Origin of the sequence: Streptococcus parasanguinis (genome assembly GCF_015557775.1) — a bacterium.
Taxonomy (GTDB): domain Bacteria; phylum Bacillota; class Bacilli; order Lactobacillales; family Streptococcaceae; genus Streptococcus; species Streptococcus parasanguinis_AA.
Genome location: NZ_JADNOY010000001.1, coordinates 185,011 through 205,142 on the forward strand (window position 1 = coordinate 185,011; position 20,132 = coordinate 205,142).

Sequence of the window (20,132 nt, forward strand, 5' to 3'; positions counted from 1 at the left end):
GTTTCATGAAAAAAAGAATTAAGGACGATGTGAAAGAGCAGTTTTTAAACTCGCTTCAAACCATCATTTCTTATCCTTCTGTATTAAATGAAGGGGAAAATGGAACACCGTTTGGACAAGCTATCCAAGATGTCCTAGAAAAAACCTTAGAGCTTGCTCGAGAATTAGGTTTTCAAACATATATAGATCCTGAAGGATACTATGGATATGCAGAGATCGGTCAGGGGGAAGAACTCCTGGCCGTTCTTTGTCACTTGGATGTTGTTCCAGCCGGTGATTTACAAGATTGGCAAACGCCACCTTTTGAAGCGACCATTGTCGGTGATTATCTAGTAGGTCGTGGTGTGCAGGATGATAAGGGACCGTCTCTTGCTGCCCTCTACGCAGTTAAGAGTTTGATGGATGATGGCATCCAGTTTACCAAACGAATCCGCTTTATCTTTGGGACGGATGAAGAAACCTTGTGGCGCTGTATGAACCGCTACAACCAAATCGAAGAGCAAGCAGATCTTGGATTTGCACCGGATTCCTCTTTCCCCTTAACCTATGCTGAAAAAGGCTTATTACAAGTGAAATTGCATGGCCCAGGTTGGGATGATCTTCCCTTACAGGCTGGTCAGGCCCTCAATGTTGTTCCAGACAAGGCGACCTATGCTGGTCATCGTTTGGAAGAGTTGCTTCCTGTTTTGGATCAAAGTGGGGTTCAGTATAGCCAAACAGAAAATTCTGTAACGGTTTTGGGTATTTCCAAGCACTCTAAAGATGCAGCCGAAGGAGTCAATGCCATAGTCGGTTTAGCGGAAAGTCTGTCCCTCATCCAACCCCATCCAGCTTTGCTCTTTATCGCAGATGCTGTTGGTGAGGATGCAACTGGTGAGGCTCTATTTGGCAGAATTACAGACGAACCAAGTGGAGATCTTTCCTTTAATCTTGCGACCCTTGTGATCGATCAAGAACAATCGGAAATCGGAATTGATATTCGGATCCCCGTCTTAGCAGACAAGGATGCCTTAGTAGCTCGTTTGCAAGAAATTGCGGCTAGTTATCAGTTGGAATATGAAGAGTTTGATTATTTGGCTCCTTTATATGTTCCTTTGGATAGTCCTTTAGTCAGCTCTTTGATGGCCGTCTATCAGGAAGAAACTGGGGATAAGACGCCAGCTATGTCTTCTGGTGGTGCGACATTTGCGCGGACCATGGAAAATTGTGTTGCCTTTGGGGCTCTTTTCCCAGGTGCAGAGCAGACTGAGCATCAAGCAAATGAATGTGCAAAAATTGACGATCTCTACGCTGCGATGGAAATCTATCGAGAAGCCATTCAACGCCTAGCTACAACATGAAAAGTTTGGAAGCCAAGTTTCTAAACTTTCAGATTGAAGACAAACTTATACTAAAAACTTTCCTTAGGTGAGTACGGACGTCAGCGAACTTCTACGAAGTTCCAAGACTAAATCAAGATACTAAGGGCGTCTGCGGGTAAAGTCAAAATAGGAAGTTTGACGCGGAATCTTTCGATTCTAGGAGAACTTATCTTTTTGACACAATCCGCAGCCCGTGTTCAATTTGTATTGAGCCCCCTCGCTCTTTAATTTCTGGGCTCAGGCTAAAACAGTTTCCCAAACTGTTTTACTCTCAATAATTCCGAGTGCCTGAAACAATTTTGTTTCAGGCACTTTTCTCACGGCGGAAAGTTTCAGTGTTTTTTTCATTCATTCAAAAAATTAGAACACATTTTAATTTTTTTGCAGAATCGCTCACCTTATTTTAAGATAGTTTGTCTACATTTTAAAAAGTTTGGAAACTTGGTTTCCAAACTTTTTATTTACTAAAGAAGAAGGGTGGGGTGAATTCTTTTAATTTTTCAAAACAATCCAAAGCTCCTTGGTTGTCTTCGCAGATGACCAAACAGACATCGTCTCCACAGATGGTGGCTACAATTTCTTGGAGTTCCAATGCATCTAAGATCGCTCCAAAGGATTGGGCAAGACCTGGAAGAGTTTTTACAACGACCTGGTTTTGAACGGGCCGCAACATGACTAAGGCATCTTCCATATACATCCGCAGGCGCTTTTCCCAACGGGAAGGAGCGATGGTGTTCATGGCATAGTAGGAGCTATCCCCCTCGTTAATTTTTACTAGATTCAAGGATTTGACATCCCGTGAAAGGGTGGACTGGGTAACGAGAACGCCATTGGCTTCTAAGGCTTCTTGGAGCTCTTGTTGGGTATGAATCCTACGCTCAGAAATGATCGAGCGGATCAAGCGGTGGCGGCTTTCAATTTTATTCATGAGGGACTCCTTTACTTGATGAACATAGCATCCCCAAAACTGAAGAAGCGGTAGCGTTCTTGAATAGCATGGTGGTATGCTTCGAGGGTTAATTCACGGCCGGCAAAGGCAGAAACCAACATGACCAGAGTTGATTTTGGAAGGTGGAAGTTGGTTGAAAAGGCGTCGACGACTTTCCATTCATAACCTGGTTTGATAAAAATATTGGTCCAGCCTGAATCGGCTTGGATATCTCCATCAAATTTGTTTCCAATCGTTTCAAGGGTTCGAATAGAAGTCGTTCCAACAGCTACAATGCGTTTTCCTGCAGCTTTTACCTGACGAAGGGTCGCAGCAGCTTCTTCAGAAAGTTGGTAAAATTCAGAGTGCATCTCATGGTCTTCAAGATTGTCTACAGATACCGGACGGAAGGTTCCTAGGCCCACATGAAGGGTCAAATAGACCAGGTGGACCCCTTTGGCTTCAATCTTTTGGAGCAATTCTTGGGTGAAATGAAGACCTGCCGTTGGAGCTGCAGCAGAACCATTTTCTTTGGCGTAAACGGTTTGGTAGCGTTCGCGGTCAGCGAGCTTTTCGTGAATATAGGGAGGAAGTGGCATTTCGCCAAGGCTTTCTAGAACTTCTAAAAAGATCCCTTGGTAATGGAAGCGAACAATGCGACCTCCGTGCTCTAATTCTTCCTCAACGGTTGCAGTCAAACGACCATCTCCAAAGCTGACTGTGGCACCTACTTTTAAGCGTTTTGCAGGTTTTGCTAAGACTTCCCAACAGTCGTCTTGGGTGTTTTTAAGGAGAAGGAATTCGACGTGACCACCTGTTTCAGGTTTGACTCCATGAAGACGGGCAGGTAGAACGCGCGTATTGTTCATGACAAGAGCATCTCCTGGCTCCAATTCATCCAAAATTGCATCAAAATGACGGTCTTGGAATTGCCCTGTTTTTCGATCTAGGATCAAGAGCTTTGAGGCATCGCGTTTTTCAAGAGGGGTTTGGGCAATCAGTTCTTCAGGTAAATCAAAGTCAAAGTCGTTTGTGTTCATTTGTGCTCCTTTAAAGTAAATTTGTGAGTAGATAGATGGTTGTTCCAATAGCTAAAAGCATCAGGCAAGTTCCTATCAAAAATATTATTGCCTTTAGGACTTTTCTTCGGTGAATCAAAAAAGATAAGAGAAAAACAAGAAGTCCTATCAAAAAAATGATGAATAATAGTGATACAATCATACCTTTCATTATATCACGAATCGAATTGAAAATGAAAAAATACAAAAAAAGATAGCGGTTTCACTTGACAAAAATTGGTCTATACCATATAATTAAACTATAGAGATATAGGAGGTCTATCGCATGAAGATTATTGAAGTTCAGGACCAAATTGAGGGTGGAAAAGTTGCCTTTGATCTGTTTAAAGAAAAATTACAGGAAGGAGCTCAAACCATAGGTCTTGCGACAGGAAGCAGTCCCCTTGAATTTTACAAACAAATTCGTGAAAGTGATTTGGACTTATCTAATCTAATTAGTGTTAACTTAGATGAATATGTAGGATTAACAGGAGATGATCCTCAATCCTACCGTTATTTCATGGAGAAAAATCTCTTTGATGCCAAACCATTTAAAGAAAGCTACCTCCCAATAGGTGCAGAAGAAACAGCCGAACAAGAAGTTGCACGTTATAATCAGATTTTAGAAGAACATCCTGTAGATCTTCAAATTCTAGGGGTTGGGCGCAATGGACACATCGGTTTCAATGAGCCAGGGACATCCTTTGATAGCCAAACCCATTTAGTACAGTTGGATGCTTCTACGATTGAAGCGAACTCTCGTTTCTTTGATAAAATTGAGGATGTACCAACCAGGGCAATTTCGATGGGAATTGCTAATATCTTAGCAGCAAAATCGATTGTTTTGTTTGCTTATGGGGAATCGAAAGCCCAAGCGATTAAAGGAACAGTAGAGGGTGAAAAGACAGAAGAAGTGCCTGCAAGTGCCCTTCAGGGACATCCAGATGTGACCATCATTGCGGATAAGGAAGCTTTGAGCTTGTTAAGTTGATAAAAAACAGGACCTATCGCCGATTTATTCGTGCTAGATAGGTTTTTTTCTGCTTCAAAGTATGGTACAATACAAGTAATTATCTGCTGGGATTAGCTCTTTTCATCTACTGGGAGACAAGAGAAAAGGGCATGAGGGCTAGAAGCTTGTTTTAGCCTCCAGCTGAATAGTCTGTTATAAAGGAATAGTTTATGATAAAAAAATATTTGATCCATATTTGCCTCCTTCTGAGTCTCTTATGCCAGCCAATTCTAGCTAGTGCGGATGAATTGGTGGATATGGCGCAAAAGATGTACCCAAATGACAATGTCCAAGCCATTAACCGTCCACATTCCTCACTCATTATTGATGGCAATACGGGAAATGTTCTTTGGAAAGACAATATCGATGAAGTCAGAGATCCTGCCAGCATGAGTAAGCTCATGACGCTCTATCTCTTGTTTGAAGATATGGCAAATGGCAAGATCAGTAAGGATACAGTGATCAAGGCGACCGCTTCAGACCAAGCGATCGGAAAGATCTATGAAATCTCCAACAATAATATTGTTGCTGGGGTAGACTACACAATTCCTGAGTTGATTACCATGACAGTGGTTCCATCCTCAAATGTATCGACCCTCATGTTGGCCAATCTCATGTCCAACAATGATCCAGATGCCTTTATCGAGCGTATGAATGCCAAGGCTAAGGAATTGGGGATGACCAATACGGTCTGGAATAACCCAAGCGGGGCGGCCATCTCCACCTTGCAAGGCTACTATCAGGTAAACAATTATCCAAATGATGCGGCTAACCAGACAACTGCGCGTGATTTGGGAATTTTGGTCTATCATTTTATCAATCAATACCCAGATATTTTAAACTATACCAATCAAGCACAAGTCACGGTCAAAAAGGGGACTCCGTATGAGGAAACCTTTGATACCTACAATTATTCATTGCCAGGAGCCAAGTATGCTTTGAAAGGTGTGGATGGTTTAAAAACTGGATCAAGTCCTCGTGGAGCTTTCAATTATATCGCGACCATCAAACGGGGCAATCAGCGCTTAATTGCTGTCATTATGGGCGTAGGAGATTGGGCAGACCAAGATGGGGAATATTATCGCCATCCGTTTGGCAATGCCTTGATCGAAAAAGCCTATAAAGATTTTGGCTATAAAAAATTGTTAGATGCAGGTGTCCAGAAGATTGACGGCAAGACCTATACACTTGAAAAACCCTTCTATGCAACGGTTAAAAAAGGGGCTAAAGAACCGACCCTTGCGGTAAAAGATGGCTATCTGACAGTAGATAATGATCTCTACACCTTGTCTGAAGGTATCCGAGATGATATGAAGGTGGAAGAAGGAGCCAAGCCAGAGCTTGTCAAAGAAACAGCAAGTGGGAAAAAGACAACGGCTAAGCACAGTAAATGGCTTTCGCTAGATCACTTCCTGATCTTGATTCCCATTCTTATTCTTGTCATCATTCTCTCGATTGAAAAACAAAGTCGTGAGAGACGCAAAAAAGATGCTCAAAAGCGCTACAATAAAGAATAAAATAAAACCTAACTGATTGTCAGTTGGGTTTTGTCATTGTCTCATTCCGATATTTTTAGAAAGGATTTATATGAAAAAATTCCGAAATTCTTATGCGGCTTATATGCTACTCTATAGTTTTTATTTTATGTCCACATCTCTCTTTACGACCCTCATTTCCGTCTATTTGATGGGAAAGCACTATAGTGCAACCCAAGTGTCGACCTTGGTATCGGTTGCTTTTTTCTTATCCATGGTAGCCCAACCCTTCTTTGGTTATATCAATGAGCGATTTGGAATCGTAAAAATGACGACCCTCAGTCTGAGTGTGATCATTGGTGGTGTCTTCGGTTTTCTTTGGGCCCCCAATCTCTTTTGGCTGACCGTTTTTTACGGAATTGTTCTAGTCTGTTTGAATGGGACAGCTCCCATGATGGAAGTTTTTGCAACGCAAAGTCCATACGCTTTTGGGAAGATTCGCGTTTGGGGAACCATTGGCTACTCGGTCGGTGTTCAAATAGCCGGCTGGGTCTATCATCAGTTTAGCCCCCAAGCTGTCTATTATACGGTTTTGATCACCATTGTACTCAGCATTTTCTGTCTAAGTGCCGTTCGGATGAAGACAAGAGAGAAAAAAGAAGAAAAGGTTAAAGAGCCAGTTTCTATTCGTCCCCTTCTTCACAATGGACCTTACCTCTTCTTTATCATTTTGATTGGCTTGGCTTCAGGGGTTGGAAATATTGGTCATACCTATATTCCTGAGCTACTCATGGATAGTGGTCTACCAGTTCATATTGCCTCAACAGTTGTGGCTATCTCCGTCGTAGTGGAAGCTCCCTTGATCTTTTTCTCTGATCGATTCATGGACCACTGGCCTTTACGGGTTTTGATCGCTCTTCCAATCGGGATTATTTTTGCTCAATATGTTGTCTACGCTCTTCCAAGTCCTGTCTTCTTAAAAGTGCTTTTGACTCTTTTAGCCAAGCATACAACAGGGATGGTTTTGATTATGGTCTCCTTACGGTTTATCGCCCAACAGGTAAATGGCAAAGACTTGGTTCTTGCTATGGCCATTGTCCAAGGAGCTCGTTATTTAGGAACCATTCTTTTACAACCCCTCGCAGCCCTCTGTATTGAAAGAGGCGGTTACCAAGTCATGAGTTTCTTTTTAGCAGGGGTTGTAGGGATCGTCTTTTTGCTGAGCTTTGCCTTAAAAATGCCCCAAGGGAAGGCTCACGGCCTTTTTGGTGGCAAAGTAGACTAATGAAATTGTTACAATTGTATGACTAATCATCGAGGAGTTGGACAGAAACACTGATTTCACAGTGTTTTGTCCGGCTTTTTTGATATTATTAAGAACTAGTAATTGATTTGGCAATCAAAGTATTCGATGGTAGAATGAGGTAAAATAAATATAAAGGAGACCATTTTATGAAAAAAATGATCTTATCGACAGCTGCTCTTTTGACGATTGTTTCCCTAGCTGCTTGTTCAAACAAACAAGACACAAAGAAGGAAACTTCAAATAGTCAATCAACTACTAAAGTGACGAGCAAATCTGCCAACACTTCAAAAAGCAAGGATACCTCAACAGATTCAGAAGAGACTTCATCTTCTAGCCTCTTAACAGACGCTGAAATCAGCAAGGCTAAAACAGTTGGAGACTTTAAAAAGTTGTTTGCAAAATTAATGGATCAATCTGTTTCTATTACTGAAGAAGCAGGTACTTCTGTGACAGGTTCTGCAAAAGAACAATACGATGCAATGATTAGTACCTTAAAGCAAGGATTAGAAAACCAAAAAGATATCTTTAATGAAAGCTTGGAAAGCATCGGTTCAGATAGTACTGTCGTTCCTAAAGAAGACCGTGAAGCTCTGATCGAAAGCTTGAAAGATGCTCGAGAAGAGTTGGAAAGTACTCGCAAAGAGATGAAAGATATGCAGAAAGAATTGAGTAAATCTCCTGTTGCAGATGACGACAGTGATGATTCAGATTCAGATTCTGAAGAATAAAAGGAAGAAAAGGTTGGAATTTCCAGCCTTTTTCTTATTTTTTTTTCGAATGATATAGATGAGGAGGTTGGCCTATGTTTATTGCCATGGATAACAATCAAAAGCGGTGGAACTGTATGGAAGAGATCCCAGCTGTGACAGAAGGTCCCTTCTATTGCTTGGCTTGTCATAGTCCAGTGCGTCTAAAAAATGGCTCGGTTCTACGGGCTCATTTTGCTCATGTAAAATTACAGCATTGTCCCTATCATCACGAAGCTGAGAGTTTTGAACATCTGGAATTGAAAGCCAGTCTTTATGACTGGGCCTCTAAGGAGTCTCATACAGAAGTAGAAAGTTATTTAGCAGACTTTCAACAAATTGCCGATCTTTTGGTAGTAGACAAGAATTTAGCTTTGGAAGTGCAGTGCAGCTCCCTATCTTTAGAACGCTTGAAGGAGAGAAGCGATGCTTATCGATCCTACGGTTATCAGGTCTATTGGTTACTTGGTAAAAAGTTGTGGCTCAAGAAAAGACTAACAGAGCTGCAGGCTGGCTTTCTTTATTTTAGTCAGAATCGAGGGTTCCATCTTTGGGAATTGGATTTGACAAAGAAAGAGTTACGTCTGCAATACCTCATCCATGAGGATTTACGAGGGCGATTGCATTATCAAACAGAAATTTTTCCTTTTGGCCAAAGGTCTTTACTGGAAGTCTTACGGACTCCTTATCTTTCGCAACCCATGCGGCAAATGGCAGTCGAGCTCGATCGGACATTTTTAACGTATATCCAGCAGCAACTCTTTTATCGTCATCCAAAGTGGCTGAAGCTTCAGGAAGAACTCTATATGCAGGGACACCATCTGATGGAACTGGGGCTGGATTTCTTTTATCCTCTTTGTCGTCCGATCCTTTCACAGAACTTGCTCCAAATTAAAGAGGATGTAGAAGGTTACTACCAGCAATTTATGACCTATTATCAGTCGCAAGGGATCCAACCCGTTCAGATCCTCTATCCCCCACGTTTTTATGCTCAACAGAAAAGCTAACTTTCTAAGATAGAAATCCTCCCGAAATGTTCATTTTTATGCTAAAATAGTACCATTGGAGGATTAATCGAAATGGTAAAACAACGTAATGAAATTGATGAAAAATACCAATGGGATTTGTCGACAATTTTTGCGACAGATCAAGCTTGGGAAGAAGAAGCAGCAAGCTTAGCTGCAGATATTAAAGCAGCAAGCCACTATGCTGGTCATTTGTTGGATTCAGCGCAAACACTGTTGGATACAACCAATGCATATTTGGAATTGAGCCGTCGTTTGGAAAAGGTCTATGTCTATGCTCATATGAAAAATGACCAAGACACACGAGTGGCTAAATACCAAGAATACCAATCAAAAGGGATGTCTCTTTATAGCTTGATGGGTGAAACCTTTGCCTTCTATGAGCCTGAATTCATGGCCATTACGGATGAGCAATACAAGGACTTTGTGAGTGAGGTTCCAGCCTTGGAACAATATGGTCATTATTTTGATCGTTTGCTAGAGAAAAAGGAACATGTCTTGTCTCAAAAAGAAGAGGAATTACTTGCAGGAGCTGGTGAGATCTTTGCGGCTGGTGGGGAAACCTTTGAAATCTTGGACAATGCAGATATTGTTTTCCCAACTGTACATGATGACAAGGGCGAAGAAGTTCAATTAACCCATGGAAACTATATTTCTTTGGTAGAATCAAAAGATCGTGCCGTTCGTAAAGAAGCTTACGAAGGTCTCTACAAGGTTTATGAACAGTACCAACATACCTATGCTAAAACCTTGCAAACCAATGTGAAAGTTCACAACTTCAATGCCAAAGTTCGCAAATTCTCATCTGCCCGTGAAGCGGCCCTTTCTGAAAACTTTGTACCAGAAAGTGTTTATGATAGCTTGGTAGCAGCTGTGAATAAACACTTGCCACTCTTGCAACGATATGTGCAATTGCGTTCAAAAATTCTAGGAATCTCAGACTTGAAGATGTACGATATGTATACGCCATTATCCGATACAGACTACAAGTTTACCTATGAAGAATCGTTGGCCAAAGCAGAAGAAGTCTTGGCTGTTTTGGGTGAGGACTACCTTTCTCGTGTGAAACGTGCCTTTAGCGAACGGTGGATTGATGTGCATGTCAACCAAGGAAAACGCTCAGGTGCCTATTCAGGTGGTTCTTATGATACCAATGCCTTCATGTTGTTGAACTGGCAAGATACATTGGATAATCTCTTCACCTTGGTGCATGAAACTGGTCACAGTATGCATTCTAGCTATACCCGTGAAACCCAGCCTTATGTCTATGGGGACTATTCCATCTTCCTTGCCGAAATCGCCTCTACAACCAATGAAAATATCCTGACCGAACGTCTGTTAGAAGAAGTAGAAGACGATGCAACTCGTTTTGCTATTTTGAATCACTTCTTGGATGGCTTCCGTGGAACCGTCTTCCGTCAAACGCAGTTTGCTGAATTTGAGCATGCCATCCATAAAGCAGACCAAGAAGGTACCGTTTTGACTAGTGAGTTCTTGAACAACCTTTATGCAGAGCTCAATGAAAAATACTATGGTCTTTCAAAAGAAGACAACCCTGAGATCCAATATGAATGGGCTCGGATTCCTCACTTCTACTATAACTACTATGTCTTCCAATATTCAACAGGTTTTGCAGCAGCTTCAGCCTTAGCTGAAAAGATTGTTCATGGAACACAAGAAGATCGTGATAAATATATCGACTACTTGAAAGCTGGAAATTCTGATTATCCACTCAATGTCATCCGCAAAGCAGGTGTGGATATGGAAAAAGAAGACTACTTGGACGCAGCCTTTGCGGTCTTTGAACGTCGGTTGAATGAATTTGAAGCCCTAGTAGAAAAATTAGGACTCGCATAAGATGGTAGAGTCTTATAGTAAAAATGCCAACCACAATATGCGCCGGCCAGTGGTTAAAGACGAGATCGTTGACTTTATGCGCACGCGTCAAAAACCGGTAGCAGGTGCCTTGGAGGAGTTAGAAGCATTCGCCCGCAAGGAAAATATTCCGATTATTCCGCATGAAACGGTAGCTTACTTTAGACTACTCCTGCAAGCCCTACAACCAAAGAAAATCCTGGAAATTGGGACAGCAATTGGATTTTCAGCGCTCTTAATGGCCGAAAATGCTCCCGATGCACAAATTACCACTATTGATCGGAATGAAGAGATGATTGGCTTTGCTAAGGAAAATCTGGCTAAATACGATCAGAGAAAACAAATCACCTTGCTTGAAGGAGATGCAGTAGATGTCTTGCAGGATTTAACAGAGACCTATGACTTTGTCTTTATGGACTCTGCTAAGTCTAAGTACATCGTCTTTTTGCCACGAATTCTCGAACTCTTAGAGGTTGGGGGAGTCGTGGTATTGGATGATATTTTCCAAGGAGGAGATGTTGCCAAGGACATCATGGAAGTGCGTCGTGGGCAACGAACCATTTACCGGGGGCTTCAGAACCTCTTTCATGCGACTCTCAATCATCCAGATTTGACCGCTAGTTTGGTGCCACTTGGAGATGGTATTTTGATGATTCGGAAAAATACAGAGACTGTAACCTTGCCAGATCCTAGCTCTTTTTAGGTAAATTTAAGGTATTCTCTCTAATTTGTGGTAAAATAGAAGAAGTTTAAAAAGGAATGGAGAATAATTTTCATGAAGAAAAAACTTGTAGCAGGTGCTGTGACCTTGCTATCAGTCGTAACACTAGCAGCGTGTGCCAATGGCACAAACAAAGATATCGTGACCATGAAAGGGGACACGATTACAGTTTCTGATTTCTATAATGAAATCAAAAACAACCAAGGTGCTCAACAAGTTCTTTTCCAAATGACCATCAATAAAGTCTTTGAAAAAGAATATGGATCAAAGGTTTCTGATAAAGAAGTCGATAAAGAATTGGCTAAACAAAAGAAACAATTGGGGAACCGATTCGATGCTTACTTGGCGCAACAAGGCTTGACGGAAGAAACAGCGAAGAAACAAATCCGTAGCAATATGTTGTTAGAATATGCAGTCAACCAAGCTGCTAAGAAAGATATCAAAGAGTCTGACTACAAGGCAGCTTTTGAATCTTACACACCAGAAGTAACAGCACAAATTATCAAGTTAGATTCAGAAGACAAAGCAAAAGAAGTGTTGGAAGCAGCTAAAGCGGAAGGTGCAGACTTTGCCCAAATCGCCAAAGACAATTCGACAGATACTGCTACAAAAGACAAAGGTGGCGAAGTCAAGTTCGATTCAGGAACAGCAGATATTCCATCTCAAGTCAAAGAAGCTGCCTTTAAGTTGGATGAAAATGGGATTTCAGATGTGATCACAGTTTCAGCAGGTCAAAACTATTCTGCTAGCTACTATATTGTCAAATTGAATAAGAAGACAGAAAAAGGTTCTGACTGGAAGAAATACGAAAAACGTTTGAAAGAGATCATTGTTGACGGTCGTAAGCAAGATACCAACTACATCCGTAGCATTATTGCAAAAGCGATGACCAATGCTAATATCAAGGTCAAAGATGATGCCTTCAAATCAACATTTAACCAATATTTGCAAAATATCGGTGTTCAAACGAGCGATAGCAAATCATCATCTAAAAAATAGTTGACGGTTCCTTTTGGAACTTGTATAATGAAATAGTTGAGAATAAATCATTGTTACTCGGAATCAGAGAAGTGGCGGGGGTGCGAGCCATGGAAGAGAAATGATTTTGCTACTCGGCTGAGACAATTGCATATAAAATGAAGAATGACAAGTTCATTGAATGAAGGTGGTACCGCGGTTTTTCGCCCTTCGTTTAGTGGCTTGTTTTTTGTTTATGGGCAGTTGTCTGGAGCTTTTTAAAGGAGATCAAAAGATGCGAACCTATCAAGTGAAACAAAAATTTCGATTGGGTGGCGAGCGGTTCGATATCAAAGATGAGTTGGGAAATGTTGAGTACCAGGTTGAGGGATCTTTTCTTAAGATTCCCAAGACTTTTACCATCTACGATAAGAATGGACAAGAAGTGAGCCACATCGTTAAAAAAACAATCAGCCTTCTTCCTAAGTTTGTGGTTGAGTTGAAGGATGGGGACCGCTTTTTTATCCATAAAAAACTGACGCTCTTCAGGGATAAATACGATATCGAAGATTTGGGACTTCGGGTACAAGGAAATATCTGGGACCTAGAATTCAAATTATTCGATGATCGGGATCAAATCGTCGCTGAGATTAGCAAGGAACTCTTTCATCTAACCTCTACCTACCAAGTATCGGTCTATGAGGATGAATACGCTGATTTAGTCATCTCACTTTGTGTCGCCATCGATTATGTCGAAATGTTAGAAGCTGGCGCAAATTAAGCTTAAAAAAATTAGGAGAAAAATATGAAACAATTATCTAGTGCACAAGTCCGTCAAATGTGGCTTGATTTCTGGGCAAGCAAAGGTCACTCTGTAGAACCATCTGTTAGCTTGGTTCCAGTAAACGACCCAACGCTTTTGTGGATTAACTCAGGGGTTGCCACTCTTAAGAAATACTTCGACGGAACCATCAAACCTGAAAATCCACGGATTACCAATGCTCAAAAAGCCATCCGTACCAACGATATCGAAAACGTAGGGAAGACTGCCCGTCACCATACCATGTTTGAAATGTTGGGGAACTTCTCTATTGGAGATTACTTCCGTGATGAAGCCATTACCTGGGCTTATGAGCTTTTGACAAGTCCGGAATGGTTTGATTTCCCTAAAGACAAACTTTACATGACCTATTACCCTGACGACAAGGATTCATACAACCGTTGGATCGCTGTTGGTGTAGATCCAAGTCACTTGATCCCAATCGAAGACAATTTCTGGGAGATCGGTGCGGGACCTTCTGGACCAGATACAGAAATCTTCTTTGACCGTGGAGAAGCCTTTGACCCTGAAAACATCGGTCTTCGTCTGCTTGCGGAAGATATCGAAAACGACCGTTACATCGAAATCTGGAACATTGTCTTGTCACAATTTAACGCTGACCCAGCAGTTCCTCGTAGCGAATACAAGGAATTACCACACAAGAACATTGATACGGGCGCAGGTTTGGAACGTTTGGTAGCCGTTATCCAAGGGGCGAAGACTAACTTTGAAACAGACCTCTTCATGCCGATCATCCGTGAAGTGGAAAAGATGTCTGGTAAAACCTATGATCCAGATGGCGATAACATGAGCTTCAAGGTGATTGCTGACCACATCCGTTCGCTTTCATTTGCGATTGGAGATGGGGCTCTTCCAGGTAATGAAGGACGCGGTTACGTTCTTCGTCGTCTCCTCCGTCGTGCTTCCATGCATGGTCAAAAATTGGGGATTGAAGGAACCTTCTTGTATAAATTGGTTCCAACCGTTGGGAAGATCATGGAAAGCTACTACCCAGAAGTACTTGAAAAACAAGACTTTATCGAAAAAATTATCAAGAGTGAAGAAGAATCATTTGCTCGTACCTTGAACTCTGGTCAACACTTTGCCCAAACCATCGTTGAAGACTTGAAAGCCAAAGGTCAAACAGTGATTGCTGGTCAAGATGTCTTCAAACTCTATGATACATACGGATTCCCAGTGGAATTGACAGAAGAAATCGCAGAAGAAGCAGGTATGACAGTCGACCGTGAAGGTTTTGAAGCAGCCATGAAGGAACAACAAGAACGTGCGCGTGCATCAGCTGTTAAAGGCGGATCCATGGGGATGCAAAATGAAACCCTTCAAAACATTACAGTTGAAAGTAGCTTCAACTACAATGCTAGCCAATTGCCTTCTAAGTTGGTGGCTATTGTAGCGGACAATGCAGAAGTAGAAGCTGTATCTGAAGGGACTGCATCACTGATCTTTGCAGAAACTCCATTCTATGCTGAAATGGGTGGACAAGTTGCGGACCATGGTCAAATCTTGGATGCTGCAGGAAACGTCGTAGCGACAGTGACAGATGTTCAAAAAGCACCAAATGGACAACCACTTCATACTGTTGAAGTTCTTGCTCCTCTTGCCTTGAACCAAGAATACACCTTGGCGATCGATACCAATCGTCGTCATCGTGTCATGAAGAACCACACTGCGACTCACTTGCTCCATGCGGCTCTTCACAATATCCTTGGTAACCATGCAACCCAAGCAGGATCTCTCAACGAAGTAGAATTCCTTCGCTTTGACTTTACCCACTTCCAAGCCGTAACTCCTGAAGAATTGCGAGCTATTGAACAACAAGTCAATGAAAAGATTTGGGAAGCGATCGCAGTCGAAACAATTGAAACAGATATCGATACTGCTAAAGAAATGGGAGCCATGGCCCTCTTTGGTGAGAAATACGGTAAGGAAGTCCGTGTTGTCACTATTGGTGATTACTCTGTTGAGCTCTGTGGTGGTACTCACGTAGGTAACACTTCTGAAATTGGTCTCTTCAAGATTGTCAAAGAAGAAGGGATCGGATCAGGAACTCGTCGTATCTTGGCAGTGACTGGTAAGGAAGCCTTTGAAGCTTATCGTGAACAAGAAGATGCTCTGAAAGCAGTCGCAGCAACTTTGAAAGCTCCTCAACTCAAAGAAGTCCCTCACAAGGTGGAAGGTCTTCAAGAACAACTCCGTCAATTGCAAAAAGAAAATGCAGAATTGAAGGAAAAAGCAGCAGCAGCGGCAGCAGGTGATGTCTTCAAGAATGTTCAAGAAGCAAACGGACACCGTTACATTGCCAGCCAAGTTTCTGTATCAGATGCAGGTGCCCTTCGTACCTTTGCGGATAACTGGAAACAAAAAGATTACTCTGATGTGCTTGTTCTTGTCGCAGCCATCGGTGACAAGGTCAATGTCCTTGTAGCCAGCAAGACAAAAGATGTGCATGCAGGTAATGTGATCAAAGAATTGGCTCCAATCGTCGATGGACGTGGTGGTGGTAAACCAGACATGGCCATGGCAGGAGGAAGCAACCAAGCCAAGATCCAAGAATTGTTGGATGCTGTAGCAGGTAAATTGTAATTATCGAAGAGGTTGGATGTTTGTTCAACCTCTTTTTTCAAAAAAGAAGCAGATCCAATTAGAAAAAGATTGCAACAAAAAAACCTTTCCGTCTGGAAAGGTTTCAGATTGAAGATAAAGTCTTCTGAAAAACTTTCCTTAGGTGAGTACGGACGTCAGCGAACTTCTACGAAGTTCCATGACTAATTCTTGAGACTAAGGTCTCAAGAATTCCGAGTGTCTGAGACTACTATGTCTCAGACACTTTTCTCACGGCGGAAAGTTTTTAATCTTTAAAAAATAAAAGTCATTTTTTGAAAATCATCTATCTGTTTTATGTAAAACAATAGGTTGTCTACATTTAAAAACCTTTCCAAACGGAAAGGTTTTTCTTCTTATAGTCCGTAATTGTAATCGTCATCCTGCATGGCTTCTACTTCACCGAGAAGGTAACCATTTCCGACTTGAGAGAAGAAGTCGTGGTTAGATGTACCGGTTGAGATTCCGTTCATAACGATTGGGTTGACGTCATCCGCTGAGTCTGGGAAGAGTGGATCTTGTCCCAAGTTCATGAGGGCTTTATTAGCATTGTAGCGAAGGAAGGTCTTGACTTCCTCTGTCCAGCCCACACCGTCATAGAGGCTCTCTGTATAGCCTTCTTCATTTTCATAGAGGGTATAGAGCAGGTCATACATCCATTCTTTGAGTTTTTCTTGTTCTTCTTCTGGTAATTCGTTAAATCCAAGTTGGAACTTGTAGCCGATATAGGTTCCGTGAACTGATTCGTCCCGAATGATCAACTTGATGATCTCAGCTACGTTGGCCAATTTGTTGTTTCCAAGATAGTAGAGAGGTGTGAAGAAACCAGAGTAGAAGAGGAAGGTCTCAAGGAAAACGCTGGCGACTTTCTTTTCAAGGGGAGTCCCATTGAGATAGATTTCGTTGATGATTTCTGCCTTCCTTTGAAGGAAAGGATTGGTGTTGGTCCATTCGAAAATCTCTTCGATTTCTGACTTGGTATTCAAAGTAGAAAAGATAGAAGAGTATGACTTAGCATGGACAGATTCCATAAATTGGATGTTGTTAAAGACAGCTTCTTCATGGGGAGTACGAATATCCGCACGAAGGGCTTGAACACCTGTTTCAGATTGCATGGTATCTAGAAGAGTTAATCCCCCAAAGACTTTACCAACTAGGTCTTTTTCTTTATTAGATAACTTTCTCCAGTCATCCAAGTCGTTTGACAAAGGGATACGTGTATCCAACCAGAATTGCTCTGTCAGTTTTTCCCAGGTCGATTTATCGATGACATCTTCGATCGCATTCCAGTTAATGGCTTTGTAGTATGTTTCCATTTGCATCACTTTCTTTTTCTATTCATTCAATCGTTACTATTCTACCATAAATTGATAGAATACCGCACAAAAAGTCGGCGAACCGACTTTTGATAGCTATCTAGGATAGCGGATTAGATGACACAGCTTTCACATTGGTTGGCGCCAACTTCTCCACCATCATCTGTAAAGGTACGGACGTAGTAGATAGACTTGATACCCTTGTTAAAGGCGTAGTTCCGAAGGATAGACAAGTCACGAGTGGTTTGTTTGTTTTCAGTTTTCCATTCGTAAAGACCCTTTGGAATATCGCTGCGCATAAAGAGAGTCAGTGAAAGACCTTGGTCTACATGCTCAGTTGCAGCAGCATAGACATCGATGACTTTTCGCATATCCATGTCGTAGGCAGAAGTGTAGTAAGGAATCGTTTCCGTTGACAATCCTGCTGCAGGGTAGTAGATCTTACCGATTTTCTTCTCTTGGCGTTCTTCAATCCGTTGTGTAATTGGGTGGATAGAAGCAGATACGTCATTGATGTAGCTGATAGATCCATTTGGTGCGACAGCTAGGCGGTTTTGGTGGTAAAGACCATCTGCTTGAACTTTAGCACGCAGTTCTGCCCAATCCTCAGCACTTGGGATAAAGATATCTTTAAAGAGTTCTTTGACGCGATCAGATTTTGGTACAAATTCTCCAGTCGTGTACTTATCAAAGTAAGTACCATTGGCATAATCAGATTTTTCGAAGTTGTGGAAGGTAACACCACGTTCGCGCGCAATGTTGTTTGATTCTACGAGAGTCCAGTAGTTCATGAGCATGAAGTAGATACTTGTGAACTCAACAGACTCAGGTGATCCGTATTCAATCAATTGTTGCGCAAGGTAGCTATGAAGTCCCATGGCTCCAAGACCAAAGGTATGCGCCAGTTTATTTCCGTGGTCAATAGTTGGAACGGCTACGATATGAGAGCTATCTGTAACGAAGGTCAAAGCACGAACCATGGCACGAATCGAACGACCAAAATCAGGTGAAGTCATCATGTTAACTACGTTGGTTGAACCAAGGTTACAGGAGACGTCTGTTCCCATTTGAACAAATTCTTGGGCATCGTTGATCAAGCTTGGTTCTTGAACTTGAAGGATCTCTGAACACAAGTTACTCATGATGATTTTTCCATCAACAGGGTTTGCCCGGTTAGCAGTATCAATGTTGACTACATATGGATAGCCAGATTCTTGTTGCAATTTAGAAATTTCAGTTTCCAAATCACGTGCCTTAATTTTAGTCTTGCGGATATTTGGATTAGCAACCAACTCATCGTATTTTTCAGTGATGTCGATGTAGTTAAATGGTACTCCGTATTCACGTTCCACAGAGTATGGGCTGAAGAGGTACATTTCTTCATTCTTACGCGCCAACTCGTAGAACTTGTCTGGCACGACGACCCCAAGTGAGAGAGTCTTCACCCGAACTTTTTCATCAGCATTTTCTTTCTTAGTTGAAAGGAAGGCGATGATGTCTGGGTGGAAGACGTTGAGGTAAACCACCCCAGCCCCTTGGCGTTGTCCCAATTGGTTAGAGTAAGAGAAGCTATCTTCGAAGAGTTTCATAACTGGAACCACTCCAGAAGCGGCTCCTTCATACCCTTTGATTGGTGCTCCAGCTTCACGAAGGTTGCTGAGAGAAATCCCAACCCCACCACCGATACGAGACAGTTGAAGGGCAGAGTTGATGGAACGTCCGATCGCATTCATATCATCGGTTACTTGGATCAAGAAACATGATACCAATTCCCCACGGCGGGCACGTCCAGCGTTTAAGAAAGAAGGAGTAGCTGGTTGGTAGCGTTGGTGGATAATTTCGTTTGCGATGTCTCGCGCGATAGCTTCATTTCCATCAGCAAAATAGAGAGCATTGAAAAAGACACGGTCTTCCATGCTTTCAAGATAGTATTCTCCATCATTTGTTTTCAAAGCGTATTGGTTATAGAATTTGTAGGCCGCCATGAAGGACTTGAATTGGAAGTTTTGATCTTTGATAAATTGGGCCAATTCCTCTAAAAATTCAGGACGGTATTTCTCGATAAAAGCTCTCTCAATGTAATTGTGCTCGAGAAGGTACTGAATCTTGTCTGTAATCGAGTCAAAGGTTTTAGTATTTGGTACAACATTTTCTTTAAAGAACGCATCCAAAGCTTCTTTATCTTTATGAAGCATGATTTGGCCGTTTACTGGACGGTTGATTTCATTGTTAAGACGAAAATACGTCACATCTTCAAGAGATTTTAATCCCATAATAATCCTTTTCTAGTTCAAAAAAATGAAGAGGAGAAGTCCTCTCTTTCCAAGTAAAAAGTCTAGTGTTAGGTTGCTAACGCTAGACCCTATTTAAGCAAAATACTGTGTTTATTAAGAAAGTTTCTTCAACTTAGCTGGTTGAAAACCAGAAAATACTTCATCCGGTGTTTGAATAACTGGAGCAGCATTGAAGCCAAGGTTCTTAACATGCTCTACAAATTCTGGCTGTTCATCTAAGTTAATTTCGCGGTATTCCACATGATTGCTATCGAGGAATCGCTTGGTCATTTTGCATTGAACACAATTATTTTTTGAATAAATGGTTACCATTTCTTTTTCGTTCTCCTATCGAAATATAAATCTGTAAACAGTATAAACAAAATCCAGCAACTTGTCAACAAAATAAAACTAAATATTGTGCAAAGATATGAAATGGGGTTTTTAAAACACAATATATTGTGGTGAACGGAAATTGAGAAATTCCAAGAAATGGGATAGGAATAGGCTTTAAAGCATCTTTAATTAGTTATAATTTTTTTGTGAATCAATATCCTGTGGTACACTTGCTTCTTTTTATTTGAAAGCGGAGGAAAATGTTACTTATAATATAGTAGAAAATTGAAAAGATTTGTTC

General features: G+C 41.6%; 16 protein-coding genes. 11 read left to right on the plus strand and 5 right to left on the minus strand.

Annotated features, from left to right (window positions below; all coding sequences use genetic code 11):
- Window positions 1–5 precede the first annotated feature (5 nt).
- Window positions 6–1,340, plus strand: a complete 1,335-nt coding sequence (locus I2F76_RS00965) for a dipeptidase (RefSeq protein WP_195487051.1) — start codon at window positions 6–8, stop codon at window positions 1,338–1,340.
- Between the two features lie 478 nt (window positions 1,341–1,818).
- Here I2F76_RS00965 and I2F76_RS00970 read toward each other — a convergent pair whose 3' ends face one another.
- Both I2F76_RS00970 and queA read right to left on the minus strand, forming a co-directional pair.
- Complete coding sequence (locus I2F76_RS00970) at window positions 1,819–2,289, minus strand: arginine repressor (RefSeq protein WP_003006364.1); 471 nt, start codon at window positions 2,287–2,289, stop codon at window positions 1,819–1,821.
- A gap of 11 nt (window positions 2,290–2,300) precedes the next feature.
- Entirely contained in the window at window positions 2,301–3,329 is a 1,029-nt protein-coding gene (gene queA / locus I2F76_RS00975) for a tRNA preQ1(34) S-adenosylmethionine ribosyltransferase-isomerase QueA (protein WP_003006367.1), read from the minus strand.
- 304 nt (window positions 3,330–3,633) lie between these two features.
- Between queA and I2F76_RS00980 the strand changes: the two genes are divergently transcribed.
- The 10 genes from I2F76_RS00980 (at window position 3,634) to alaS (ending at window position 15,888) form a co-directional block, all read left to right on the plus strand.
- Complete coding sequence (locus tag I2F76_RS00980) at window positions 3,634–4,338, plus strand: glucosamine-6-phosphate deaminase (RefSeq protein WP_195487052.1); 705 nt, start codon at window positions 3,634–3,636, stop codon at window positions 4,336–4,338.
- A gap of 191 nt (window positions 4,339–4,529) precedes the next feature.
- Window positions 4,530–5,876: a DUF1958 domain-containing protein gene (locus I2F76_RS00985; RefSeq protein ID WP_129299545.1), complete on the plus strand. Its 1,347-nt coding sequence runs from the start codon at window positions 4,530–4,532 to the stop codon at window positions 5,874–5,876.
- Window positions 5,877–5,946: 70 nt separating this feature from the next.
- Window positions 5,947–7,119: an MFS transporter gene (locus I2F76_RS00990; protein WP_195487053.1), complete on the plus strand. Its 1,173-nt coding sequence runs from the start codon at window positions 5,947–5,949 to the stop codon at window positions 7,117–7,119.
- Between the two features lie 167 nt (window positions 7,120–7,286).
- Complete coding sequence (locus tag I2F76_RS00995; RefSeq protein WP_031573465.1) at window positions 7,287–7,868, plus strand: lipoprotein; 582 nt, start codon at window positions 7,287–7,289, stop codon at window positions 7,866–7,868.
- 74 nt (window positions 7,869–7,942) lie between these two features.
- Window positions 7,943–8,893, plus strand: a complete 951-nt coding sequence (locus tag I2F76_RS01000) for a competence protein CoiA family protein (RefSeq protein ID WP_031573462.1) — start codon at window positions 7,943–7,945, stop codon at window positions 8,891–8,893.
- A gap of 72 nt (window positions 8,894–8,965) precedes the next feature.
- A complete protein-coding gene (gene pepF, locus I2F76_RS01005) occupies window positions 8,966–10,768 on the plus strand; it encodes an oligoendopeptidase F (RefSeq protein ID WP_195487054.1) in 1,803 nt (600 codons plus the stop codon).
- Window position 10,769: 1 nt separating this feature from the next.
- Window positions 10,770–11,489, plus strand: coding sequence for an O-methyltransferase (locus I2F76_RS01010; RefSeq protein WP_049496750.1), 720 nt, complete (start codon window positions 10,770–10,772; stop codon window positions 11,487–11,489).
- Window positions 11,490–11,561: 72 nt separating this feature from the next.
- On the plus strand, window positions 11,562–12,506 hold the full coding sequence (gene prsA / locus I2F76_RS01015; RefSeq protein WP_195487055.1) for a peptidylprolyl isomerase PrsA: 945 nt from the start codon (window positions 11,562–11,564) through the stop codon (window positions 12,504–12,506).
- A gap of 253 nt (window positions 12,507–12,759) precedes the next feature.
- Complete coding sequence (locus I2F76_RS01020) at window positions 12,760–13,245, plus strand: LURP-one-related/scramblase family protein (protein WP_070589439.1); 486 nt, start codon at window positions 12,760–12,762, stop codon at window positions 13,243–13,245.
- Window positions 13,246–13,269: 24 nt separating this feature from the next.
- Window positions 13,270–15,888: an alanine--tRNA ligase gene (gene alaS, locus I2F76_RS01025; RefSeq protein WP_004219906.1), complete on the plus strand. Its 2,619-nt coding sequence runs from the start codon at window positions 13,270–13,272 to the stop codon at window positions 15,886–15,888.
- 374 nt (window positions 15,889–16,262) lie between these two features.
- Here alaS and nrdF read toward each other — a convergent pair whose 3' ends face one another.
- The 3 genes from nrdF to nrdH form a co-directional block, all read right to left on the minus strand.
- Window positions 16,263–17,222, minus strand: coding sequence for a class 1b ribonucleoside-diphosphate reductase subunit beta (nrdF, locus tag I2F76_RS01030; protein ID WP_031573445.1), 960 nt, complete (start codon window positions 17,220–17,222; stop codon window positions 16,263–16,265).
- A 113-nt stretch (window positions 17,223–17,335) separates the two neighbouring features.
- Window positions 17,336–19,495, minus strand: coding sequence for a class 1b ribonucleoside-diphosphate reductase subunit alpha (nrdE, locus tag I2F76_RS01035; protein ID WP_195487056.1), 2,160 nt, complete (start codon window positions 19,493–19,495; stop codon window positions 17,336–17,338).
- 114 nt (window positions 19,496–19,609) lie between these two features.
- Window positions 19,610–19,828: a glutaredoxin-like protein NrdH gene (gene nrdH / locus I2F76_RS01040; protein WP_003006408.1), complete on the minus strand. Its 219-nt coding sequence runs from the start codon at window positions 19,826–19,828 to the stop codon at window positions 19,610–19,612.
- Window positions 19,829–20,132: the final 304 nt, after the last annotated feature.